This window comes from Tsukamurella serpentis, from assembly GCF_054780975.1.
In genome coordinates, this window is the sequence record NZ_BAAGVH010000004.1 from 107,561 (window position 1) to 130,288 (window position 22,728).

Sequence of the window (22,728 nt, forward strand, 5' to 3'; positions counted from 1 at the left end):
CGCGCTGAGCGCTCACCGCGCGGCGGTGCGCCAGATCTCGCCGAGCCGGGCGTACCAATCGGCGATGTCGAAATCCGCGGCGCGCAGCCGGGCACCGTCGGACAACCGGGCCCGCAACTGCGGCTCGGTGATGATCCGAGCCAGGGCAGCGGTGAGCGCGGGAACGTCACCCGGAGGCACCAGCAGCCCGTCGGCACCGTCGGTGATCGCCTCCGGAATCCCCCCGACCGGGCTGGTGAGCGGCACCAGTCCCGCGGCCATCGCCTCCAACAGGGCCATGGGCAGGCCCTCCTCGTAGCTGGGCAGCGCGAACACCGTGGCGGTGGAGAGGAGTTCGTCGCGCTCGGCCGGGGTGAGCCAGTCGCGGACGGTGACCGCGCCACCGAGAGCGCTCGCCGCGGCCCTGACCCGCTCGACCTCGCCGTCGCCGGCGAGCGTCAGATGCATGCGTGCGCGCAGTGCGGGATCGAGTGCGGCCACGGCGTCGATCAGGTCGTAGCTGCCCTTGCGCCGGCCCAACCTGCCCAGGGCCACCACGTCGATCCGGCCCCCGGTGGGCAGGGCCGGGAGAGCGGGCGGGACCGGGTTGTAGAGCACCTCGATCCGGTCCGGCGCGAGCCGCAGGGCCTGCGCGTACTCGGCGGCGAGCCGGGAGCCGAGCACCAGCCACCGGTCCGCGGGCAGTGCCCACCGCACCACCGGCCGGGCGGCCCGCGGCAGGGAGGCGACCCACCCGGCGAAGTCGTAGCTGTGGCCGTGCACCACCGCGGGCACGCCGCGCAGCCGCGCCGTCCACAGGATCGGGGACTTGCGAACCACACTGCCGCCGTGCGAGAGGTGCACGTGCACCACGTCCACCTCGCGGCGAGCGAGCGCACACATCCCACGGAGCATCCCGCGCAGACCGGTGGTCAGCCGCGTCCACGGTGCGGCATCGACGTAGGTGGTGAGCAGCCGGATCCGGACCGACGGACCGGGATGTGCCGCCATGTGGCCGATCACCGTTGCCATCCCGCCGCGACTGGTGCGGCCCGGTGGTGCCGGACCGACCACAAGCACCCGCGTCTTTGCAGTCACACATATAGACTATCCCCTGTGAGCGTTCGGCCGAGCAGTACCCTGATGCCCCTCGTACTGGCAGCCGCACACATCCGGGTGCGGCGCGTGCGGCGGGAACTGCGCCGACGGCTGCGGCCCGCCACGCACGCGATCGACCCCACTCTGCGGATCGAGGCCGACGGCACCCGCCTGACGGTCCTCGGCCCGGACGCGGCGATCACGGTCGCGACCATGCTCGGTCTGGACCGGGGCGCATCGCGCCGCGACCTGCACGACGGCGCCCTCACCGCTTTCGCGATCGACCAGACCCACGGGCGGGGTGCCGTCGCACTGTGCCGGGTGGACCGCGGAACCGCCACCGCGGAACTGCACCTGACCGGAGATCTGGACCGCCGCGCGGCGTCACCGCTGCACGCCGCGGCGCTGCGACTCGCGCACGCCCAGCCCGACCTGCGCCGCATCGCGATCACCGTCCCCGATGAACACGAACTCGGCGGCGCGCTGGTGGCGGCCGGACTGACCGACGAGGGCTGGGCCCCGCCGGTCCGCGGTGGCGGACCGGCCCGGATGGTCACGCACCTGTGCTGACGGCCCCGCGTCAGCCCGGCAGCCGACGCGGTGCCGCGGTACGGCGCAGCGCAGGCGCCACCGGACGGCCGCGCAGCAGACCGTCGACGGTGCCCGCATCCAGCGCTGCGCGATACACCGTGAGCGCCTGCGCCACCGCCTCGATCGTGTGATCGACATCGGCGTCGGTGTGCGCGGCGGAGATCACGAAGGACTGCCCGAGCACGCCGCGCCGGAGCAGTTCCTGCAGGAACAGGGTGCGGTAGGCCTGCGACGGTGCGCCCTGCGCATCACGAGTGGTGAACACCAGGCAGGACGGGCGTCCGACGGCCTGCACCGCGGGCGCGACCCCGGCGGCCGCAGCGGCCCGATTCACCCCGTCCGCCAGGCGCCTCCCGGCCCGCTCCATCGCCGCGACCGGATCACCCTCGCGGTAGGCCCGAGCCACGGCACGGAACGCGGTGAGCGAGACCGATTCCGGACCGTGGGTGGTGGACAGCAGGAACACCCGGTCCTGGTCGGTGGCCAGCCCGCCGCGTTCGAGGAATTCACGCTTTCCCGCCAGCGCGGAGATCGGGAATCCGTTGCCCATCGCCTTACCCCAGCAGGACAGGTCCGGGGTGACCCCGTAGACCGCCTGAGCACCGTGCGGTGACCAGCGGAAACCGGTGATCATCTCATCGAAGATCAGGAGCGCACCGTGCTCGTCGCACAGCGCCCGGACCTGCTCCAGGAACCCCGGCTCGGGCTCCGCCAGAGCCGTCGCCGCCTCCAGGAAGACCGCGGCGATCCGGCCCGGGTGCTGCATCAGGCGCTCCCGCAGCGAGTCGGCGTCGTTGAAGCCGAACCGCACCGTCAGCCCACGGGTCGCGGCATCGATCCCGGCGTTCATCGCGGTGGCGCCGATGAACCAGTCGTCCACCGAGAAGAAGGGCTGATCGCACACCGCCACCATGTCGCGGCCGGTCACCGCGCGGGCCAACCGCAACGCCGCGGTGGTGACATCGGAGCCGTTCTTACCGAACTTCACCATCTCCGCCGTCGGCACCAACTCCAGGAAGTCCTCCGCGGCGGCCAGTTCGGTCACCGTCGGGCGACTGAAACTCAGGCCCTGATCGAGGCATTCGCGGACCGCTTCGATCACCGGGGGATGGGCGTGACCCAGAGTGACGGCACGCAGGCCCATCCCGTACTCGACGTACTCGTTGCCGTCGGCGTCCCAGACCCGTGCGCCGCGGCCGTGGGTGAGCACCGGCGCCATCGACTCCGGGTACTGATCGCAGCCGCGGGCGTAGGTGTGAGCGCCACCGGGAACCAGCCGGTGCAGCTGCTGTTGCAGCGCGTTCGATCGCTGGAAGTGCGGTTCACCGTTTATAGTTCACGCTCCGTCACCAGGCGGCCGCGGAGCGCGGGCAGCGCCTCGGTCACCTCGTCGGCCAGATCGGGCAGGGTCAGGAAGACGGGACCGGAGCCCCCGGCGATCGACTGCGGCGCCACGATCGGGATGTCGGTGCCGGGCATCCGGCGTCGCTGCTTCGCCGGCGAGGCGTCCGCCACCGCGGCGATCAGGTCGCGGTTCAATCCGGCCAGCGCGAACAGTGCCACTGCCCGCGAGGCCGCCCCGTAGGCATGGGCGGGTCCGCCCCGGCGGCGTACCCGTTCGGCCCATCGTCGCAGCGCACCGGCCTGCTCGTACGGTGCCTGCGCCAGCGGCAGCAGGCCCGCGGGTTCGGTGAGCCGGCGCGCCGCCTCGTTCCGCAGGATCGCCTCGACGGTGCCGTCCGAGTCATCGTCGCCGGCGGGCGGATCAGCGATGTGCCGAGCGGCCACCAGTACCGTCCCGCCGTACAGATCGAACTCGAAGGCACGCACCGGCGTCATCCCCGCGGCGGCCAGCAGCGGCACCAGTGCGGTGAGCGTGTAGTAGCCGAAGTGACCGTGCCGCAGCGCTGTCCACTGCCGCTGCTGCACGATCGAGCCCAGGCTCTGGTACTGCAGCAGCAGGATGCCGCCGGGCGCCGTGGCCGCGGCGCGGGCCGCGAACGCGGCCTGCTGATCCGGCTCGTGCATGATCCCGAAGCTGTCCAGGACCAGATCCGCAGGCGTGGTGGCATCGGCCACGGTGAAACCGCGCTGGGCCAGCAGCGGCAGCCAGGTGCCGCCGTGCGGGCTGGCGAACTCGCGCACCGTCGAACCGGTGAGCAGGCCCGCCGCCCGCACCCGGGCCACCGCGTCAGCGGCCTGCTCGCGCAGCGCCCGCGGCTCCACCCCCCGCGGCTCATCGGTGACGGTGTCGTCGTCGGCGAGTTGCGCGAGCCCGCATCCGGCACACAGGTCCATGGCCAGTGGAAAGCCCGATTCCTCGCCGCTCACCTCCGACGCGGCGGGTGGGAAGCAGTCCGCCGCCGGCATCGCCCCGAGATCGAGCACTCGGTGCAGGTCCGCGGATCCACAGCCGCGGCACGTCCGCCCGCCGTTCATGGCACAGTGCTCTCATGCGGATACAGGAGACCGACCTCGCGGACGTTGTGCTCATGGTGCCCACCGCGCGCCTCGACGATCGCGGCCTGTTCACCCGGACGTTCGACGCCGTGGTCTTCGATGATTACCTCGGAGAGTCCGGCGCCGCAGCACGTTTCGTGCAGGATTCGCAGTCCCGCTCGGTGCGCGCGGTGATCCGCGGAATGCACGGCCGCTCCGGCCGGGGTGAGGCGAAACTGGTGCGATGCGCCCGCGGTGCAGTGCACGACGTACTGGTCGACGCCCGGCCCGCCTCGCCCACGTTCGGTCGCTCGCAGGCCTTCCGGCTCGACGACGAGAGCTTCCACACGCTGTACGTGCCGCCCGGGTTCCTGCACGGATTCCAGGCACTGACCGATGTGGCCGACGTCTGCTACCGGATCGACCGTCCGCACGATCCGGCCGAGGATCTCGCGGTGCACCACCGCGATCCGGAGCTCGCCCTGCGCTGGCCGCTGCAGGCGTCGATCGTGTCCGCGCGTGACGAAGCCGCCGGCAGTTGGGCGCAGTTGCGCGAGCGGCTCGGCTGAGACCGGCATCAGGTGCGCCGCATCGAGGCGTCGATGGACCCGTCCCGCTGCAACTGCTCGAGCCGGGCCAAGCGGGTGAAGTCCCGGGTGAAGGCGTGATCGGTGAGCCCGAGCCCGGTGTAAGCGCGGTGCAGCTCCACCGCACCGTCGGGCACCGTCCACTGCGCTTCGAAGCCGAGTTCATCACGGGCACGGGAGAAGTCGACCCGGTAGGAGCGTGGATCGGCGCCGGCCTCGCCGGTGATGCGCACCGTCGAACCTGGCACCACGTCCACCACGGACTGCGCGATCTGCGCCACCGTCACGTTGTTGCGCTCAGTGCCGATGTTGTACGCCCGCGCGGAGACCGTCTCCTTCGGAGCGGTCAGGCACGCCGCGAAGGCGCCGGCGATGTCCTGAGCGTGCACCAGTGGGCGCCACGGCGTCCCGTCGGAGAGCACCAGCACCTGGCCGGTGAGCACGGCGTGCCCCATCAGGTTGTTGAGCACGATGTCCGCGCGCAACCGCGGAGAGAAGCCGAAGGCGGTGGCGTTGCGCAGGAAGACCGGGGTGAAGTCGGCATCCGCCAGCGCGGCGGCGTCGTCCTCGACCCGGACCTTGCTGATCGCGTACGGAGTGATCGGGTTGAGCGGGGCGTCCTCACCGACCAGGTTTTCGCCCGCGGCGCCGTACACCGAGCAGGTGGAGGCGTAGAGGAACCGGGACACCCCCGCCCGCTTGGCCAGTCGCGCCAGGCGGCTCGACGCGTGGTGGTTGATGTCGTAGGTGATCTGCGGTGCCAGCGAGCCCAGCGGATCGTTCGACAGTGCCGCCAGATGGATCACGGCGTCGAAGCCGTGCAACTGATCGACGGTGACATCGCGCAGGTCGACCTGCAGGGTCGGCGGGTCGGTCACCGGCGGTCCGAGCACCCGGTCGGCGAACAGACCCGAGTCCAGGCCCGTCACCTCGTGGCCCGCGGCCCGCAGGACCGGCGCCATCACCGTTCCGAGGTATCCCTGACTGCCGGTGAGCAGCACCTTCATCGTTGATCCCCCAGTCGCACGATCGCCTTCTCCAGCACGAAACCCTCGGCGTAGGTGGCGCGGCACTGGATGCCGCGCAGCCGGGCCAGTCCGAGGAAGGATTCGTCGTCGAACCAGTCCCGGCCCACCTGTGACGGGTAGTGCTCGCCCAGCAGCCGCGCCTTCGCCATCGCGGCGTACGCCGAGAGCGGGTTGAAGACCGTCGGACGCGGAGTGTCGGTCTCCCACTTGAGGATCTCGTAACCGAGGATCAGGTGGTCGCGGAACTCCGTCGGCACCAGCTCCGCGAGTTGACGGTGGTCCTGGTGCGCATCCCCGCGGTGCGGGGCGAACACCAGATCCGGTGCGCAACTGCGACGGAACTGTGCCAGCTGGTCCTTCGCCCGCTCCCAGTGACCCGGTGCCCGGCCGTCCGGCAGGTCGTACACGGTCACGTGCAACTGTGCTTCCGGAGTGAAGGCCGCGAGCGCGGCCCGCTCCTCCTGCTCCCGCTCAGTGCCGCCGCCGCTGCCCACGAAGGCCCGCACCCGCAGTCCGCGGTTGGCCTGCGACAATTGCAGCAGCGTCCCGCCCATGCCGATGGCGATGTCGTCGCAGTGCGCTCCCAGGACGGCGATCTCGGACAGGGGCCCGGTCTCGAGCGGATGCATCAGGCGGACTCCTTCCACAGCATCCACGGTCGATCACCACGGGCGTAGCCCGCGTCGAGCTCGGCCCGCTCCTTGAAGGTGTCCGCCGGCTTCCAGAAACCGCGGTGCTGGAAGCCGAGGAGCTTCTCCTCCTTGGCCAGTGCGGTGCACGCGTCCGCGACCAGATCGCCGCCCGGGGGCAGGTGGTCGAAGACCTCCTGGGTGAGCACGAAGTAGCCACCGTTCTCCCAGATCGGGAACTCGGAGACCGGGGTGATCGCGGTGACCCGGGAGGCACCGTCGATATCCACGCAGTGGAACGAGGACTGCGGCGGGACCAGCAGCATCGACGCCGCGGACCCGCTCTCACGGACCTGGTCGACGATCGTGTTCATCGGGGCGTCGCTGAGCACGTCGGCGTAGTTCGCGAGGAAGTAGTCGTCGCCGCCGAGGTGGGGGCGCACCCGGCGCAGCCGCTCACCGATCGCCGACTCCAATCCCGTGTCGACGAAGGTGATGGACCAGTCGCTCATGTCCGCCGAGAGCAGTTCCACGTCACCACCACGGATCACGAAGTCGTTGGACTCGGTCTCGCGGTAACTGAGGAAGTAGTTCTTGATGTGTTGCGCCCCGTAGCCCAGGCACAGGATGAAGTCGGTATGACCGAAGTGCGCGTAGTAGCGCATGACGTGCCAGATCAGCGGTCGCGGCCCGACCAGCTGCATCGGCTTGGGAACCACGTCGTCGGCGCTGTCGCGCATACGCATGCCGTACCCACCGCAGAACAGGACCACCTTCATGTGTTGCAGACCCTTCTTCAGACTTCCGTGACCGCGGGCGGTCGCTGTGCGCAGTGCACCTGCGGCATCGGATAGATCACGTCGGTTCCCTGCTCGATCAGCGGGAGCAGTTGTTCGGTGATCTCGGTTTCGAGGTTCCACGGCAGTACCACCACGACGTCCGGCCGGTCGGCTTCCAGGCGCTCGGGCTCGTGGATCGGGATGCGACTGCCGGGGGTGAATCGGCCGTGCTTGTACGGATTCCGGTCGACGGTGTATTCGAGCAGGTCGGGACGGATACCGCAATAGTTGAGCAGGGTGTTGCCCTTGCCGGGGGCGCCGTATCCGACGACCCGCTTCCCGGCGGCCCGGTACTCCAGGAGCAGCCGCAGCAGATCGTGGCGGGCCCGCTCGGCCATCGCCTGCAGCCCGGTGTAGCCGCTGAGCTCGTGCAGACCGGCCGCACGTTCGGCGTGCAGTACCTCGTCCACCCGCTGCGACGGCTCACCGGTCACCGCGTCCGGCCGCGCCCAGACCCGGATCGAGCCACCGTGCGTGCTCAGCCGCTCCACGTCGACCACCGTCAGGCCGGCGGTGGCGAGCGCCCGCTGGGCGGTGAGCACGGTGTAGTACTGGAAGTGCTCGTGGTAGACCGTGTCGAACTGGCCCTCGGCGATCAGCGGCAGCGCGTGGTGCACCTCGATGCTCAGCCAGCCCTCGTCCGCGAGCAGGGTACGTAGACCGCGGGTGAATCCGAGCAGGTCCGGGATGTGCGCGTAGACGTTGTTGGCCACCACCAGATCGGCCGCGCCGTGCTCGTCGCGGATCTCCGCGGCGGTCTCCGGGCCGAGAAAGGCGGTCACCGTCGGTACGCCGCGTTCGCGGGCCGCGGCACCCACGTTGGCCGACGGCTCGACGCCGAGGCACCGGACGCCCGCCGCGACCGCGTGCTGGAGCAGGTAGCCGTCGTTGCTGGCCACCTCGACCACCAGGCTCTGCGGCCCCAGGTTCAGCCGGGCGATGGACTCCTCGACGAACCGCCGGGCGTGCTCGACCCAACTGATCGAGAACGACGAGTAGTAGGCGTACTCGGAGAAGGTCTCGTCCGGGAGGATCAGGGCCGGGATCTGCAGCAGCAGGCACTCCTCGCAGACGCGCAGATGCAGAGGGAACGTCGGCTCCGGCAGGTCCAGTTCGGCTGCTGTGAGGAAGCTCTCACACGGTGGTGTGGCGCCCAGGTCGACGACACTCCGCAGCCGCGAAGAACCGCAAAGACGGCACGTCATGATGGATTCCATAACTTTTGAGAATTCCTTGACTCTCGGAGCATAGCGCTCTCGGCTTTCGGGTTGCAAAGACCTAGAAACGTTGCGATCGCAACATCCTGGCGCTAGCGTAACGCACGACAGCCACACGGGAGGCGGGCCTCCCCGGAACCCGATAACGGTGTTCACAAGGGGTGATCGCGGCGAGACCCGGGGGTGACGACGCCCCGGGCGGAGTGCCGGCAGTCCGTCATATCACGGAATGGCCGAGACACCTGTGCCTGCCGGGAATTCGGGATTGCAATATCAGATCGCTGAGGGGGATCATGTCGACCGACATGTGGACCGGTGCGCGGGTCGAACCGGCGCACGCCACCATTGATGTACCCCTGGACGCGGTCGACCTCGACGCCTACCCGGATCTCGCCGTCTCCCCGGATCCCGGGTTCGCAGCCCGAGCCGGATCGGGCCCACGGCTCGCCCTCACGGACCTCCCGCCGCTGTCGCTCGCCCCGCCGGACCGGACCGTTTCGCGCGAGCGCGCGACCAGCCACCGCGAGCGGCTGACCAGATGGCTGATCGCCACAGACGCCGCGATCGCGGTCGCCACGGCCACCGCCGGAATCCTCGTCGCCCTGAGGAACGGCGCGAACCCGGTGCCGCTGATCCCCCTGGTGTTCGCGGTGCACCTGCTGTGGCTGCACCGGCTGACCCGCTCTCGACCGCTCGCCGCGCCACTGATGCATCCGGGATCGGCAGAGCTGCGCCGGGCCTGCGGCACGGTGCGGGACGTCTTCGGCCCGGTTCTGGTGATCGAGGTCTTCCTCCCCGGCCTGCTGCCCACGGAGCTCGCGGTGATCTGCGCGCCTGTCGCCCTCACCGCGATCGTGGTCAGCCGGGTGTGCCTGCGGTACCGGCTGCGGGTCGCCGGGGCCTCCGTCGCCGCGGCTCCGACGCTGGTGGTCGGCGGATACGCCGCCGCGGTCGCCACCGTCCGGGATCTGCTGCGGGCCGAGTACGCCGGCGCTCGCCCGGTGGCGGTGTGCCTGCCCGCCCCGGACGCCGCGGTGGTCGACGCGATCGAGGTCGACGGGATCCGCCTGCCGGTGGTCGGTACCGACCGCACCGTCGCCGAATCCGCCCGTGAGGCGGATGCCGGACTGGTGGTGCTCTCCGCCACCGATTCCCTGGGCCCGGACGATGTCCGGGAACTGATGTGGGCGCTCGCCGGACAGGAGATCGAGCTGGTGGTCACCGCCGGTGCCACCGATATCGCTCCATCGCGGGTGGCCTACCGGAATCTCGCCCGCACTCCGATGCTGAGCCTGGCCGCCCCGCGACCGGACCGCTCCTTCGGCGTCGGTAAGCGCACCCTCGACCTCGCCGTCGCCGGGCTGGGCGTGGCACTCGCCGCACCGGTCATGGCCGCGATCGCGATCGCGATCAAGCTGGACAGCCGTGGCCCGGTCTTCTACCGCGCGGCCCGGGTGGGTCTCGGCGGCGAATCCTTCCAGATGATCAAGTTCCGCAGCATGTACGTCGACGCCGACGCCCGCCGCGATCACCTCGCAGGCGCGAACATGGGGGCGGGGCCGCTGTTCAAGGTCAAGGACGATCCCCGGGTCACCCGGGTGGGCCGATTCATCCGGCGCTACAGCCTCGACGAACTACCCCAGTTCTTCAACGTGATCCGCGGTGAGATGGCCGTGGTGGGCCCCCGCCCGGCGCTGGCCCACGAAGTCCAGCAGCACCCACCGGTGATGCGCCGCCGAATGCTGGTCAAGCCCGGGGTCACCGGCGCCTGGCAGGTCAGCGGGCGCTCCGATCTGACCTGGGAGGAGTCCATCCGGCTCGACGTCGGTTACGTGGAGAACTGGTCCCTGGCTGCGGATATCGGCATCATCGCGAGGACCGTCCGGACGGTCCTCACCTCCGACGGCGCCTACTGAGTCCACGAGCCGTATGGTCGATTCCGTGCCGGATCCGACGCCCGAGATCACCGCTTCCGACGGTGGACGGTTACCCACCGACCGCGGAACCCTCGCGTGCGTGGCGCTCGGCGGCGCCCTGGCCGCGGTGATCGCCAACCGGATGACCTCGGCACCGGCCTGGCGCAGCCTGGACGCCGACTCCCGGCTGATCGGCCTGGCCGGCGTCGCCGTGCTGGTCGGCGTGTTGTTCGGGTTCCACGACCGGCTCGGACCGAGGTGGATGGGGTTACTGGTCTTCGGCTTCCTGGGCGGATTCGCCTCAGTCGGGGTGTACTCACTGGTCGGCATGCTGGGTATGCCGCCGGAGGCAGGGGTGCGTTTCCTGCTGTGCGCGCCGCCGGTCGCGGCAGCCGGGATCGCGGCCGGACTGTGGCCGGTCCGGCGTTGGCGGCGCCGGTGATCGCCCTGGTGGCGCTGGGCGGGGCGTGCGGAGCGGTCTTCGGCTACCGCCTGATCGCCGCCGGCGGCAGGGGGACGGCGCTGCTGATCACCACGCTGGTGGTGTCGCTTCTGCTCGGCGGGGTGGCGCGGATGGTGCGGATACTGGGCGATCTCGGGGTGGCCGCCCTGCCGATCGCCGTGCTCGGCCCGGCGGTCACCTTCGTCGGTCTGGGCTGGTGGGTGCTGCGAGCGCCGCGCCGGGCACTGCCGCGGGCACTGGTGATGGTCAGCGGAGGTGTGGTCGCCGCGATGCTCGGCTATCTGTCGATCGATCTACTCGGATTGGCGTACATCAAGTTCCCCCGCATCGGCTGAGCGCCCGCGCACCGGGCCGGTGCGTGCGGCTCGTCAGCCGCAGGGGCCCTGCAGCACGGCCTTGAGTGTTCCGGTGAACTGGTACAGGTAGATCAGCGTCCAATCGGCGGGCCCGTACTCGTACTTACGGGGTACCGCCTGCATCACCGTCTGGCCCGAGAAGCAGTTCGAGTAGATGTAGCGGGCCCGGGTCAGGTGGTAGCTCCAGCTGATCACGATCACCGAGCGCCAGCCGAACCTCTCGGACAGCCGCTCGGTGATCATCGCCTCCCCGCGGGTGGTGCTCGGTTCGGGAGTCTCGCAGCGCACCGTGACGCCGTTCTGCGTCCGGTCGCACAGGCCGGACATGACGTGATCGCGTGAACCGTACGGATTGGACAGCACGACGGTGCTCGCGTACCCGGCCTCCGCCAGCGTGATCCCGTACTGCTCGCGCCCGTCGTGCTCGCCGCCGAGAACGATGATCGCGTCCACCTTGCGCAGCGGATCGCTCTGCGTTCCACCGAACAGCAGATAGCCGCCGCCTCCGACGCAGGCCAGGGCCACCACGGCGACGATTACCGCCGACCACAGCAGCCGACGCGGCCAGTGCCGCCCACCCTGTGGGCGGGTGACCGGAGCCGGTGTGACGTTCACTCCTCGATCCTGCCCGGTGCCCCGGTCCTGCGCCCGCCGGGCTCGGTCCGCTGTCCGCTCTGCACCGTTCGGTTGCTCCTACAGCAACAGGAGTGCTTCTCGGGTGACCGAGACCGCGCGACCGTCGTCGAGTTCGACGGAGACCACCTCACCGGTGTCGCGGAGCACCGTCCCGAAGGCGAGCGCCTCATCGCGCAACTGGACGCGGTCGCCAGGGGTCAAGGCGGTTCACCTCACATCTCTCGGGAGAGGTGAACATTAGCGACCCGAACGGCCGTGCGGGGGTGGTTTCGCCGGACTCGTCCCGGATCCAGGACGCACACCTGACACAAGTCCTACGGATTTGTCCCAAAAGCGTGTATGGTCGCTCCGACCGTTCGATCAGGAGGAATCCCATGACGGCCGTGCAGACCGGCACCGGGCCCGGGCTCGGAAACCAGGTGCGCACTTCACGCGCCGAACAGTGGCCCACCCCCGACACCCCCGACCACGTGGGGCGCGATCCGTTCTTCGACGCACCGTCGGGCTTCGAGACCGCACCCGAGGGCACTCTGCTGCGCTACCGGGACGTGCGGATCGGTTTCCTCGGCCGGGTCCGGCAGAAGGTGCGCGCTACCCAGCTGCTGTACCGCACCGTGAACATGCACGGCGAGCCCGAGGTCACCGCGACCACCGTGTTCAGCCCGCTGCGCGGCGCGAAGGCCGGAGCGCCCCTGGTCTCCTACCAATGCGCCATCGATTCGCTGCACCCGAAGACCTTCCCCTCGTACGTGCTGCAGCACGGGGTCAAGACCGAGGACGCCTCGTTCCCGCAGATCGAGTACCTGTTCATCGCGGCCGCGGTGGCCCGCGGGTGGACCGTCTCGGTGCCCGACCACGGTGGCCAGACCGGCCGCTGGGGCATCCCGCGCGAACCCGGCTACATGGTGCTCGACGGTCTCCGGGCGGCGCTGCAGCACCAGCCGCTGGGGCTCGACGAGACCACCCCGATCGGGCTGTGGGGCTACTCCGGTGGCGGCCTGGCCACCTCCTGGGCCGCGGAGACCGCACCGTCGTACGCGCCCGAGCTCAACCTGATCGCCGGTGCCGTCGGCGCACCCGTCTCGGACCCGGGCAATGTCTTCGTGTTCCTGAACAACACGCTGTTCACCGGCCTGCCGACGCTGGTGATCGCGGCGCTGGCCCGCGAATACCCGACGCTGCGCGAGGTCCTCGCCGAGCACGTCAACGACACCGGCCGGAAGGTCTTCTACCAGGACGCGCTGGACTGGTCGCCGGAGCGGGCGATCCGCAAGATGGCGCACAAGGACTTCGGTTACTACTGCGAGGGGCTCAGCTTCGAGGAGGTCGCGAAGCTGCCGAAGCTGCTGGACATCTTCGACGACATCCGCCCGGGTCAGTCCGCACCGACGGTGCCGATGCTGATGGTCCAGTCCACCAAGGACCAGATCTCCCCGGAGTCCGACGCCGTGGCCCACGTGCAGCGCTACGTCGCCGGTGGTGCCCACGTGCAGTATCTCACCGACGACTGGAGCGACCACTTCTCCATGCACTTCCTGTCGTCCCCGCTGCTGCTGGGCTGGCTCGCCGACCGCTTCGACGGTAAGCCGCTCGCCCCGGCCGGGCACCGGCACCGCCGGTCGATCATGGCCTCGCCGCGGCAGATCGCCCTCACCGTGCGGATGATCGGCACGCTGGCCCGGATCGCGGTGGGCCGGCGCGTCTGATCGGCGCGCACTCATGCGCAGCCGGCAATACGTGGTTTCTGGTTCCCGTGTCTTCCCAGGTAGCATGATCGGCGTGAAACACGAGCACGGGGGCAGCGCCGGATCGTCGCGCAGCATCCGGATCTGGGGCTGGGTGGGTGCGGCCGTCGCGCTCGCCACCTCACTGGTGCACGTGCCCCTTCTCGGCGACAAGAGCTGGGTGGTCTCGATCGTCGTCGCGGCGATGCTCATCGGGTGCGCGCACTGCTCGGTCTGTCTGTTCCGCAATCCGACGGTGAGCGCCTGGGTGCGGACCGCGGCGATGGGTGCGATCATGATCGCGTTGCACCCGGTGCTGATGTCGCTGATGGGCCGCGGCTCGTCGGGCATGGACCACTCGATGCCGGGGATGGACATGGGCGGATCCCACGCGATGGGTGGGATGCAACCCTGGATGACCTTGATGATCGTGTTCGCCGCCGCGGAGATCGTGGTGGCGGTACTAGCCCTGGGAATGATCGCGGTGCGCGGCCGGACCCCGGCACGGTAGCGACGGCGCTGTAATGCCGAGGACCTGAGAACGGATAGAGGATTCGATGAACGTGAACACTGACCCCAAGCGCGCCGGCTTTCGCCGCGCAGCCTCTCTGACCGCGGCGACCGCTCTCGCGCTCGGCATGACCGGCGGCATCGCCGCCGCCGAGCCGGACGCCTCCGCCAAGCCCTCCACTCCGGTGAAGGAGCTGCTGCTCAACTCCAGCGACTTCCCCGACGGTTACATCATCGTGCCGGCACCCGAGCAGCGTCTCGCTCAGGAGATCGGCGCCGACCCGCTGACCCTGGTCAACTCGGCCACCGTCACCCCGCCGGAGTGCAAGAACATCCTGGCCTCCGCCAAGAACGAGGGTGACTCGAACACCGTCGCCGGTCTGCACGACAAGGACCGCAAGACGCTCAGCGAGTCGCTCGTGGCCAAGAGCCTCGACGTGGACACCGTCAAGGTCGGACTGCTCAAGCTGTGCTCGGACGTGAGCATCGTCACCAACGATCCGCGGGGCGGCACCATCAAGGCCCGCGCGATCACCAAGGAGGTCTCCTCCGGTGACCAGCGCGCCACCTTCGAGATCGCGATCGACGGCACCCGCACCAAGGGCACCGAGTCGTTCCCGATCCACCAGAAGGTGCTCTTCGGAGTGGCTTCGCTGCGGGGGTACACCGTGGGCGTGCAGGGCACCAAGCTCGGTGGCGACCCCGATCGCGGTGAGTTCGACTCGTTCTTCTCCAAGTCGGTGAAGAAGATCAAGGACGCGAATTAACTTTGGTGACAACGGCGCGGGAGCCCGAGGCTGACTCGGTTCCCGAGCAGCGGCCGACCGCGCCGGTCAGGGGCGGTGTCGCCGCGCTGGTGATCGGCTGCGCCCTCGCTCTGGCGATGGTGCTCTACCTGCTGATCAGCGAGGGGGAGCTGCGTTACCTGATCAACGGTGACAGCTACCCCGGCGCGCTGACGGCCTACGGCGCGGGCGTCGGCCGGCTGATCGGCACCGTCGCGGCGGCCTTGACCTTCGGCTCGCTCTGGTACGCGGTCTTCCGCACCAAGACCCTCGACACCGCCGAGTTGGGACTGCGCGGCTACCTGACCCAGCTCCACGCCCGCCGGTACGCCGCGGTGTGGGCGCTGGTCTCCGGACCGATGGTGCTGCTGGCCGCCTCGGAGAGCGCCGGCCAGGAACTCATCGCCACCTACCGGGTGGGCGGACTGCCCGCGCTGGTCTCCGCGTCGGAGACGGCCAAGGGCTGGATCATCTCCCTGTTCTGCGCGATCGGCGTGTACCTGGCGCTGCGGGCGGCACTGAGCTGGATGGCGCACCTGTGGATCCTGATCCCCGCGGCCCTCGGACTGCTCGCCGTGGTGGTCACGGCCAACGAGGCACAGGGCCCGGACCACGACTACACCAATGCGGCAGTGATGTCGGTGGCCCTGTTCGGCGCGATCTGGCTGGGCGGCCTGTGGACCGCCGTGCGGTTGCCGCAACGGCCCGAACGACGCTGGATCGGCCCGGTCCTCGGGGCCTCGGTACTGGCCAACGGCATCGTCATCGCCCTGGTCATGGCGCCGGGCTCGGACCTGTGGGTCACCTGGTACGGCTGGCTGCTGCTGGCGACGGCGGCGCTGATCGCCGCCGCCGCGCTCGCGCACTGGCTGCGTGCCCTGCCGGTCGCGGTCGGGATGCTGATGGCCTCGGTCGGCACGATGATCGCCGCCTCGGAGATGACCCCGCCACCGTTCCTGCGTAAGCAGTTCACCGTCGGCGAGGTCTTCCTCGGCTACGAACTGCCGGACCCTCCCAGCTTCGTGCGGCTGCTCACGCTCTGGCGGATCGACCTGAACCTGCTGCCGGCGGCGGTGGTGCTCGCCGTCGGCTACCTGCTGCTGGTCCGGCGGGCCGGCGGCTGGCCCCGCTACCGCACCGCCCTGTTCCTGGCGGGATGCCTGTTCCTGGTGATCCTCTCCAGCTCGGGGCTGAAGACCTACGCGAACGCCATGTTCAGCGTGCACATGGTGGTGCACATGCTGATGACCTCCCTGGTCCCGGTGTTCCTGCTGCTCGGCGCCCCGATCACGCTGCTGCGCGAGACCCTCACCGGCGCCCCCGCCCGATGGCTGTCGACGGTGCTGGACTCGCGCTCGTTCGCGGTGCTGATGCGGCCCTCGCTGCAGCTGCTGATCTTCGCCGTGGTGCTCTACGGTCTGTACTTCACCCCGCTGTTCAACGCCATCGGCCGCTATCACTGGGGTCACACCGCCATCTACGTGGTGCTGCTGGTGACCGGCTTCATGTTCTACTGGCGGGTCTTCCAGATCGACCCGGTACCCGGCGAGCTGCCGTTCATCGGCCGGATCGGGATGTTGCTGGCGATGATGCCGATCTCCATGATCTTCGCACTGATCGTGATGACCATGAACGGTCTCGTCGGCTCCCGGGTGTATCTGTACCTGGACTTCCCGTGGATGACGGATCTGCACCGCGACCAGTTCATCGGCGGTGTGGTGGCCTGGGCCACCGACGAGGCCGCGATCGCGCTGGTCACCCTGGGACTGGTGCTGCACTGGGCCTGGCGCAACCGGGACCGCGACACCGAGCCCGAATTGCTCTGACGGCTCCGGCGGCTGCGGGGGCTCCGCCGGCACGCGGGTTCAGTGGGAGCCGTACCGGCGCAGCCGCAGGCTGTTCCACACCACGAAGAACGAGCTGAAACTCATCGCCGCGGCCCCCACCAGCGGGTTCAGCAGGCCGGCCACGGCGATCGGCACCGCGGCCACGTTGTAACCGAAGGCCCACACCAGGTTCGTCTTGATCGTCGAGAGGGTGGCGCGGGCCAGTCCCAGCGCGTCCGGGACGGCCGAGAGCTCCTCGCGCATGAGCACCACGTCGGCGGCACCGCGTGCCACATCGGTGCCGGTGCCCATCGCCAGACCCAGATCCGCTGCGGCCAGTGCCGGACCGTCGTTGACGCCGTCACCGACCATCGCCACCCGCCGGCCCGCGGCCTGCAGCGCGCGCACCGCGTCGACCTTCCCGTCCGGGAGCACATCGGCGCGCACGTCCTCGATCCCCACCGCGGCGGCGACCTTCCCCGCGGCGGCGGCGTTGTCGCCGGTCAGCAGGACCGTGCGGATACCGTTGCGATGCAGCCGGGCGATCGCCTCGGCCGCATCGGGCTTGATCGTGTCGGAGACCTCGAAGACCGCGGCGATGGCCCCGTCGACCTCCACCACGGCCACGGTGCGCCCGGCCTCCCCGGCCGCGCGGACCTCGCCTTCCAGGGCGCCCGGCGGAACGAACCGGGGGCTTCCCACCCGAACCTCGGCGCCGTCGACGACGCCGGTCGCGCCGAGTCCGGGCACCGCCCGGAAGTCGTCCACCGCGGCCACCTCGATCGTCTCGTCGCCGGCCCGCGCGAGTACCGCCCGTGCCACCGCATGCTCCGACGCCGCCTCCACCGCGCCGGCCAGGCGCAGCACCGTCGGCTCGTCGAAACCGGGCGCCACCGTCACCGAGGTCACCTGCAACCGCCCGGTGGTGACGGTGCCGGTCTTGTCGAAGACGACGGTGTCGATGGATTCGGTGGCTTCGAGTGCTTGATGCCCGCGCACGTAGACCCCCAACTGTGCGCCGCGGCCCGAGGCAACCATGAACGCCACCGGCGTGGCCAGGCCCAATGCACACGGGCAGGCGATCACCAGCACTGCGATCGCGGCCTTGACCGCGTTGTCGACCGAACCGCCCAGCAGCATCCACCCAGCGAAGGTCGCCGCGGCGATGGCGAACACGCACGGCACGAAGACCGCCGAGACCCGGTCCGCGAGACGCTGCATCCGCGCCTTCGTGGCCTGTGCGTCCTCGACCAGCCGGAGCATCGCAGCGAACGTGGTGTCCTCGCCGACCGCGGTGGCCCGGACTGTGAGCCGCCCGTCCTGGCAGACGGTGCCGCCCACGACCCGATCGCCGGGACCGGCCGGCACCGGTCGGGACTCGCCGGTCATCGTCGAGTTGTCGACGAAGGCACTGCCGGATTCGACGATGCCGTCGGTGGCGACGGTCTCGCCGGGCCGGACCACGAACAGTTGTTCCTCGCGCAGTTCGCCGATCGGTATCCGCAGTTCGGAGCCGTCGCGCACCAGGACCGTCACCTCGCGGGCGCCGCGGGTCGCGAGCTCACGGAGCGAGGCCGCCGCCTTCGCCCGCGCGGACGCCTCGAAGTAGCGCCCGGCGAGCACGAACACCGTCACTCCCATCGCGACCTCGAGGTAGATCGGGTCGGACGAGAGGATCGCGTTCCAGAAGCCGTGCGGGTCCGGACGTTTCCGGCCGGGGGTGAGCACCGTGACCACCGACCACGCGGTGGAGGCCACGATGCCGACCGAGACCAGCGTGTCCATGGTCGCCGAGCCGTGCCGCGCCCCGAGCAGGGCCCGCTTGTGCAGCGGCCACGCGCCCCAGGTGACCACCGGCAGGCTCAGCGCCAGCAGTACCCACTGCCAGCCTGGGAACCGGGTGGACGGGATGGTGGCGAGCACGATGGAGAAGTCGGCGGCCGGTACGAACAGCACCAGCGAGACGATCAGCCGGCGCAGGACGTCGCGCCGCTCACGCTCCTCGGCCAGTACCACCCGGGCCGGGTTCGGTGATTTCGGGGCGGCGGTGTACCCGGCGGCCTCGACGGTGCCGGTGAGCTGCTCGACGCTCACCTCGGAGGCGTGTTCGACGGTGGCCGTGCGGGTGGCCAGGTTGACCACCGCGCGGACCCCGTCGAGCTTGTTCAGTTTCCGTTCGACCCGGCCCACGCAGGCCGCGCAGGTCATCCCGCCCACTTCGAGGAACGTGCGCTGGGCGGCGTCCGGCTGCGCAGGAGAGGCCGCAGGCGGGGCCTGGTCGGCGGCCTGGTCAGCCTGGTCAGCCTGGTCGAGGTCCGTCACCCTTCCAGTATCCACCCGACGCGCCGGGACCCGAAAACCGCGAAGACGAGGAACCCGCACTACGAAGCAGCGAGAAGGGGTGAGAAGGGGTGAGAAGGGGTGAGAAAGGGGAGTGTGAACCCCTGGAGAAGGAAAAGCCTTGATACCGGCTCCCGGAATGGGGGGAGGAGGGGGAGCCGGTATCAAGGCTCAATCGCGCGGCCGCCGACGTGGGGGGAGACGTCGTGTGGCGGCCGCGGGACCAACGATACGTGGTATACGCGTACGCCCGCTACATTTCTCGTGATGCGACCACCGGGAACTTCCGACGGTGCGCTCAGCTCTGTCGTGCGAGCTCATCGCGCAGCACGTCAAGCGCGGTATCGACCTCCGAACGGGCGTCCGCACTGACCCCGACCATGTTGATGAAGCCGTGCAGCGAACCCGGCGCCAGCTGCGTGGAGACCTGCACTCCGGCCTCCCGCAACCGGCGCGCGTAGGCGATGCCCTCGTCGCGCAGCGGATCGAAACCGGCGGCCACCACGTGGGTGCGGCAGATCCCCTCGAGCCGGTCCGCGTGCAGCACGTCGAACCGCGGATCGGTGTCCTGTCCGGGCTGCGGGGTGTACTGCTCGCGGAACCAGTCGATGTCGAGCCGGGTGAGGAAGTAGCCGGCACCGAAGGTGGTGCGGCTGAGGTTCTCCGGATCGGCGCCGGTCACCGGATAGAACAGGATCGCCAGGGCAGGCTGCGGCCCGTCCCGCAGGGACAGCTCACGAGCGGCCACTGCAGCGAGGTTGCCACCGGCACTGTCGCCGGCGACGGCGATCCGCTGCGGATCGGCGCCGAGCTGCTCGGCGTGCGCGAGGGCCCACGCGGTGGCGGCCACCGCATCCTCAGCGGCGGCCGGGAAGATCGCCTCCGAGGCCAGTCGGTAGTCCACCGACAGCACGCGGACCCGGGCCCGGTCGGCGATGTACCGGCACGGGGCGTCGTGCGAGTCGAGGTCACCGAGTACGAAGCCGCCGCCGTGGAAGTACACCACCAGCGCCGAACCGGCTTCCAGACCCGCGGGGGTGTACAGCCGCGCCCGCAGCGGTCCTTCGGCGCCGTCGATCGTCACCGAGCGGGTGGCCACCGTGGGCGCCGGGTTCCCGCCCACCACGGCGCTGAGTCGGCGCATCGACGCCCGGGAGTGAGTGAGGTCGCGGACCGTGACACCGGCCACGCCCTGCATCTTGAGCAGCAGCAGAGTCAGCTGGGAGTCGGGGTCGAGCCGGTGGCCGTCGATGGTCTGCGCCGAACCCAGTTTCTGCTTGACCCGCGGGGGCAAACCGTAGAGCGCCTTCGCGGCCACGGAGACCAGCGCGGTGGGCACCATCAGGGACAGGCGATGAGCGAGGGAGGTGGGCTGCACGGCTACTGATAGTAGAACCCGTATTACATATCAGTGAGGAGCGGGGCGCGCCGCGAGTCCCGTGCGCGCGCTCGTCACGCGGACTCAGCGATCCCGGGGGCCGTGCTTGGCGATGTACTCGGCGTGCAGATCGGCCTCCCGTTCGCGGGCGATCTGGTCCACCAGGTCCGGGTCTAGGCCGTGATGCCGCAGCCGGGCGCGCCGGTAGATCTTGTTGAGCGCGATCGAGAAGTACACGAACGGGATGAAGATCGGCACCGTCATATTGGCCCGGACCAGGATCGAGGTGTCCACGAACCAGAACGGCAGCAGCATCAGGAGACACGGGATCGCGAACCGGACGACGGTGCGCAGCCCGGCCCGCGGGCCGGCCAGATCCTGGGCGACCCACTCGTTCATCGACGGCGGCAGGACCCTCCGGCCGTACGAGTACAGCACGTACTCCCAGGGCCCGGGTCTGCTTCGTCCGTCAGTCATGGGTCAATCATCGCACCGCACGGCTGCGGCCCGGAAGCCGGTGGGCGCGGGGTTTCCCGGGCCACATCGGACTCATCACCCGGTCCGGTCCGGCGTAAAGCCTAGAATCGGACGATGTGAGTCCCGGCAGAAACGATCAGACCGCGCAGAGCATCCTGTCTGCGGCGGTGGCGAGCATCGGCAGCGTCGGCATCTCGCGTACCACGATGGAGCAGGTCGCGAATCTGGCCGGTATCGGGGTGGCCACGGTGTACCGGCGGTTCAACCGCAAGGACAACCTGATCCAGCAGGCGATCCGGTACGAGGCCGAGCAGTTGCTCACCGCGGTGAGCCAGCAGGTCGCCGGCCTGGCCACGGTGGAGCAGGCACTCACCGAGGGCTTCGTGGCGTTCCTGCGAGAGGCGCACCGCCGGCCGCTGATCCGCGGCATCGGTGACGGCAACGTGGTGGTGGGCCTGCCCATGATCGCGCAGGGCGGGGCGATGGTGATCGAGATCGGCCGGGAGTTCGCGGCGAACATCATCGCCGGTTTCCAGCAGAGCGGTGACCTGCCCGAGTTCGACCCGAAGCCGATCGCAGAGATCTTCGCCAGGCTCGGCCACTCGGTGCTGCTCGCACCCGATGGCCTGATCAGCTTCGACGATCCGTACACCGCGGGCCGGGTGGTCCGCGAGTGCCTGATGCCCGCGATCGAGGCCCGTACCGCGGCGGTCGAGGGTCCGGCGTGATCCGGGCGGCGGCACCGTCGGACGTGCCGGAGATCCTGGTGATGATCGCCGAGCTCGCCGCCTACGAGAAGGAGCCCGAGTCCGCCGTCGCCACCGCTGAGCAGCTGCACACCGCACTGTTCGGCCCGGACCAGGCGGTCTTCGCGCGGATCGCCGTCGAATCCGGCGCCGACGGCGGGGAGCGGATCGTGGGGATGGCGGTGTACTTCCTGACCTTCTCCACCTGGACCGGCACCCACGGGATCTGGCTGGAGGACCTGTACGTGCGTCCCGCCTCGCGGAGTGCGGGCCACGGTAAGGCCCTGTTGGCCGAGCTCGCCGCCCTGTGCCGGGAGCACGGCTACGAGCGGCTGGAGTGGACGGTGCTCGATTGGAACGCGCCGGCCATCGGTTTCTACCGCTCCCTGGACGCGGTCCCGATGGACGAGTGGACCACTCAGCGGCTCACCGGGCCCGCGCTGGCCGCATTGGCGGCACGGGCCGGGCGCTCCGGCACCGGTGGTGCGTGATGGACGTCTTCGAGGCGATCCTGCGGCGCCGCGACGTGCGCAACGAGTTCTCCGGTGAGGTGATCGACGAGGCCCGCCTCGAACGCCTGCTGCGGGCCGCACACAGCGCGCCCAGTGTCGGGAACACGCAGCCGTGGGACTTCGTCGTCGTCCAGGACCGGAGGAACCTCGCCCGGTTCGCCGAGCACGTTGCGCAGTGCCGGGAGGACTTCGCGAACTCGCTGCCGCAGGACCGGCGGGAGACGTTCAATCCGATCGTGGTGGAGGGGATCGAGAGCTCCCGCACGGGTGTGGTGGTCACCTACGATCCCACCCGCGGCGGCGGGCACGTCCTCGGCCGGCACACCATCGACGAGACCGGGCACCTGTCGGTGGCGCTGGCGATCCAGAACCTGTGGCTGGCGGCCACGGCGGAGGGCGTGGGCGTGGGCTGGGTCTCCTTCTACCAGGAGGCCTTCCTGCGGGAACTGGTCGGCGTGCCCGACCGTGATCATATTGTTGCCTGGCTATGTGTGGGCCCGGTGACGCACCTGCAGACCGTGCCCGACCTGGAACGATTCGGATGGCGGGATCGGCGGCCGCTGTCCGAGGCGGTGCACCGCGAGCGTTTTGCCGACTTCGGTGTCAGTGAGGATCGTTAGACTGCGGACCAAGCAGCGAGGGGATCCATCAG

At 70.0% G+C, this 22,728-nt stretch carries 24 protein-coding genes; 12 read left to right on the forward strand and 12 right to left on the reverse strand.

The annotated features are described in order from the left end of the window. Positions 1-12: 12 nt before the first annotated feature. Positions 13-1,077, reverse strand: coding sequence for a glycosyltransferase family 4 protein (locus tag ACYVHG_RS12300; protein WP_461167746.1), 1,065 nt, complete (start codon positions 1,075-1,077; stop codon positions 13-15). A 45-nt stretch (positions 1,078-1,122) separates the two neighbouring features. Here ACYVHG_RS12300 and ACYVHG_RS12305 point away from each other — a divergent pair, with 45 nt between their 5' ends. Further along, a complete protein-coding gene (locus tag ACYVHG_RS12305) occupies positions 1,123-1,647 on the forward strand; it encodes a hypothetical protein (RefSeq protein WP_461167747.1) in 525 nt (174 codons plus the stop codon). Positions 1,648-1,657: 10 nt separating this feature from the next. On the opposite strand, the gene ACYVHG_RS12310 is transcribed toward ACYVHG_RS12305, so the two are convergent. After that, complete coding sequence (locus ACYVHG_RS12310) at positions 1,658-3,001, reverse strand: glutamate-1-semialdehyde 2,1-aminomutase (RefSeq protein WP_461167896.1); 1,344 nt, start codon at positions 2,999-3,001, stop codon at positions 1,658-1,660. Continuing rightward, positions 2,998-4,107: a class I SAM-dependent methyltransferase gene (locus ACYVHG_RS12315; RefSeq protein ID WP_461167748.1), complete on the reverse strand. Its 1,110-nt coding sequence runs from the start codon at positions 4,105-4,107 to the stop codon at positions 2,998-3,000. Before ACYVHG_RS12315 ends, ACYVHG_RS12310 begins: the two co-directional genes overlap by 4 nt. 14 nt (positions 4,108-4,121) lie before the next feature. Here ACYVHG_RS12315 and ACYVHG_RS12320 point away from each other — a divergent pair, with 14 nt between their 5' ends. Further along, complete coding sequence (locus ACYVHG_RS12320; protein WP_461167749.1) at positions 4,122-4,676, forward strand: dTDP-4-dehydrorhamnose 3,5-epimerase family protein; 555 nt, start codon at positions 4,122-4,124, stop codon at positions 4,674-4,676. Between the two features lie 8 nt (positions 4,677-4,684). Here the strand turns inward: ACYVHG_RS12320 and ACYVHG_RS12325 are convergent, their stop codons facing one another. From ACYVHG_RS12325 to ACYVHG_RS12340, 4 genes are read right to left on the reverse strand one after another with little or no spacing between them, the layout of a single operon-like run. After that, entirely contained in the window at positions 4,685-5,701 is a 1,017-nt protein-coding gene (locus tag ACYVHG_RS12325; protein WP_461167750.1) for an NAD-dependent epimerase/dehydratase family protein, read from the reverse strand. Next, positions 5,698-6,351 carry a PIG-L deacetylase family protein gene (locus tag ACYVHG_RS12330; protein WP_461167751.1) on the reverse strand — a complete coding sequence of 218 codons (654 nt, stop codon included), beginning with the start codon at positions 6,349-6,351 and terminating at the stop codon, positions 5,698-5,700. The genes ACYVHG_RS12325 and ACYVHG_RS12330 overlap by 4 nt, the downstream gene beginning before the upstream one ends. Continuing rightward, positions 6,351-7,130 (reverse strand): glycosyltransferase family protein, encoded by a 780-nt coding sequence (locus tag ACYVHG_RS12335; RefSeq protein WP_461167752.1) that lies wholly within the window; start codon positions 7,128-7,130, stop codon positions 6,351-6,353. Before ACYVHG_RS12335 ends, ACYVHG_RS12330 begins: the two co-directional genes overlap by 1 nt. A 17-nt stretch (positions 7,131-7,147) precedes the next feature. Further along, positions 7,148-8,395 (reverse strand): methyltransferase domain-containing protein, encoded by a 1,248-nt coding sequence (locus tag ACYVHG_RS12340; protein ID WP_461167753.1) that lies wholly within the window; start codon positions 8,393-8,395, stop codon positions 7,148-7,150. A 305-nt stretch (positions 8,396-8,700) separates the two neighbouring features. Between ACYVHG_RS12340 and ACYVHG_RS12345 the strand changes: the two genes are divergently transcribed. Genes ACYVHG_RS12345 through ACYVHG_RS12355 form a run of 3 tightly spaced genes read left to right on the forward strand, consistent with a single transcriptional unit; the run spans position 8,701 to position 11,121 of the window. Continuing rightward, positions 8,701-10,323, forward strand: a complete 1,623-nt coding sequence (locus ACYVHG_RS12345) for a sugar transferase (protein ID WP_461167754.1) — start codon at positions 8,701-8,703, stop codon at positions 10,321-10,323. A 25-nt stretch (positions 10,324-10,348) separates the two neighbouring features. Then, positions 10,349-10,765 (forward strand): hypothetical protein, encoded by a 417-nt coding sequence (locus ACYVHG_RS12350; protein ID WP_461167755.1) that lies wholly within the window; start codon positions 10,349-10,351, stop codon positions 10,763-10,765. Then, on the forward strand, positions 10,762-11,121 hold the full coding sequence (locus tag ACYVHG_RS12355; RefSeq protein WP_461167756.1) for a hypothetical protein: 360 nt from the start codon (positions 10,762-10,764) through the stop codon (positions 11,119-11,121). Before ACYVHG_RS12350 ends, ACYVHG_RS12355 begins: the two co-directional genes overlap by 4 nt. Before the next feature lie 33 nt (positions 11,122-11,154). Here the strand turns inward: ACYVHG_RS12355 and ACYVHG_RS12360 are convergent, their stop codons facing one another. Beyond that, positions 11,155-11,757, reverse strand: coding sequence for a YdcF family protein (locus ACYVHG_RS12360; protein ID WP_461167757.1), 603 nt, complete (start codon positions 11,755-11,757; stop codon positions 11,155-11,157). A 78-nt stretch (positions 11,758-11,835) separates the two neighbouring features. Beyond that, complete coding sequence (locus ACYVHG_RS12365; RefSeq protein ID WP_461167758.1) at positions 11,836-11,979, reverse strand: hypothetical protein; 144 nt, start codon at positions 11,977-11,979, stop codon at positions 11,836-11,838. 173 nt (positions 11,980-12,152) lie between these two features. On the opposite strand from ACYVHG_RS12365, the gene ACYVHG_RS12370 reads away from it, so the two are divergent. The 4 genes from ACYVHG_RS12370 to ACYVHG_RS12385 all read left to right on the forward strand — a co-directional run bounded on the left by ACYVHG_RS12370 (position 12,153) and on the right by ACYVHG_RS12385 (position 16,623). Further along, positions 12,153-13,484: a lipase family protein gene (locus ACYVHG_RS12370; RefSeq protein ID WP_461167759.1), complete on the forward strand. Its 1,332-nt coding sequence runs from the start codon at positions 12,153-12,155 to the stop codon at positions 13,482-13,484. A 73-nt stretch (positions 13,485-13,557) separates the two neighbouring features. Then, a complete protein-coding gene (locus ACYVHG_RS12375; protein ID WP_461167760.1) occupies positions 13,558-14,013 on the forward strand; it encodes a hypothetical protein in 456 nt (151 codons plus the stop codon). Positions 14,014-14,059: 46 nt separating this feature from the next. Further along, on the forward strand, positions 14,060-14,779 hold the full coding sequence (locus tag ACYVHG_RS12380) for a hypothetical protein (protein WP_461167761.1): 720 nt from the start codon (positions 14,060-14,062) through the stop codon (positions 14,777-14,779). A 5-nt stretch (positions 14,780-14,784) separates the two neighbouring features. Further along, positions 14,785-16,623: a cytochrome c oxidase assembly protein gene (locus ACYVHG_RS12385; protein ID WP_461167762.1), complete on the forward strand. Its 1,839-nt coding sequence runs from the start codon at positions 14,785-14,787 to the stop codon at positions 16,621-16,623. 39 nt (positions 16,624-16,662) lie between these two features. On the opposite strand, the gene ACYVHG_RS12390 is transcribed toward ACYVHG_RS12385, so the two are convergent. The 3 genes from ACYVHG_RS12390 to ACYVHG_RS12400 all read right to left on the reverse strand — a co-directional run bounded on the left by ACYVHG_RS12390 (position 16,663) and on the right by ACYVHG_RS12400 (position 20,818). After that, on the reverse strand, positions 16,663-18,945 hold the full coding sequence (locus ACYVHG_RS12390) for a heavy metal translocating P-type ATPase (RefSeq protein ID WP_461167763.1): 2,283 nt from the start codon (positions 18,943-18,945) through the stop codon (positions 16,663-16,665). A gap of 316 nt (positions 18,946-19,261) precedes the next feature. Further along, a complete protein-coding gene (locus tag ACYVHG_RS12395) occupies positions 19,262-20,341 on the reverse strand; it encodes an alpha/beta hydrolase (protein ID WP_461167764.1) in 1,080 nt (359 codons plus the stop codon). 84 nt (positions 20,342-20,425) lie between these two features. Continuing rightward, positions 20,426-20,818 (reverse strand): DUF5313 domain-containing protein, encoded by a 393-nt coding sequence (locus ACYVHG_RS12400; protein ID WP_461167765.1) that lies wholly within the window; start codon positions 20,816-20,818, stop codon positions 20,426-20,428. A 116-nt stretch (positions 20,819-20,934) separates the two neighbouring features. Here ACYVHG_RS12400 and ACYVHG_RS12405 point away from each other — a divergent pair, with 116 nt between their 5' ends. From ACYVHG_RS12405 to bluB, 3 genes are read left to right on the forward strand one after another with little or no spacing between them, the layout of a single operon-like run. Next, entirely contained in the window at positions 20,935-21,546 is a 612-nt protein-coding gene (locus ACYVHG_RS12405; protein ID WP_461167766.1) for a TetR/AcrR family transcriptional regulator, read from the forward strand. Continuing rightward, positions 21,543-22,055 (forward strand): GNAT family N-acetyltransferase, encoded by a 513-nt coding sequence (locus tag ACYVHG_RS12410; protein WP_461167767.1) that lies wholly within the window; start codon positions 21,543-21,545, stop codon positions 22,053-22,055. The genes ACYVHG_RS12405 and ACYVHG_RS12410 overlap by 4 nt, the downstream gene beginning before the upstream one ends. Continuing rightward, on the forward strand, positions 22,055-22,696 hold the full coding sequence (bluB, locus tag ACYVHG_RS12415; protein WP_461167768.1) for a 5,6-dimethylbenzimidazole synthase: 642 nt from the start codon (positions 22,055-22,057) through the stop codon (positions 22,694-22,696). Before ACYVHG_RS12410 ends, bluB begins: the two co-directional genes overlap by 1 nt. Positions 22,697-22,728 lie beyond the last annotated feature (32 nt).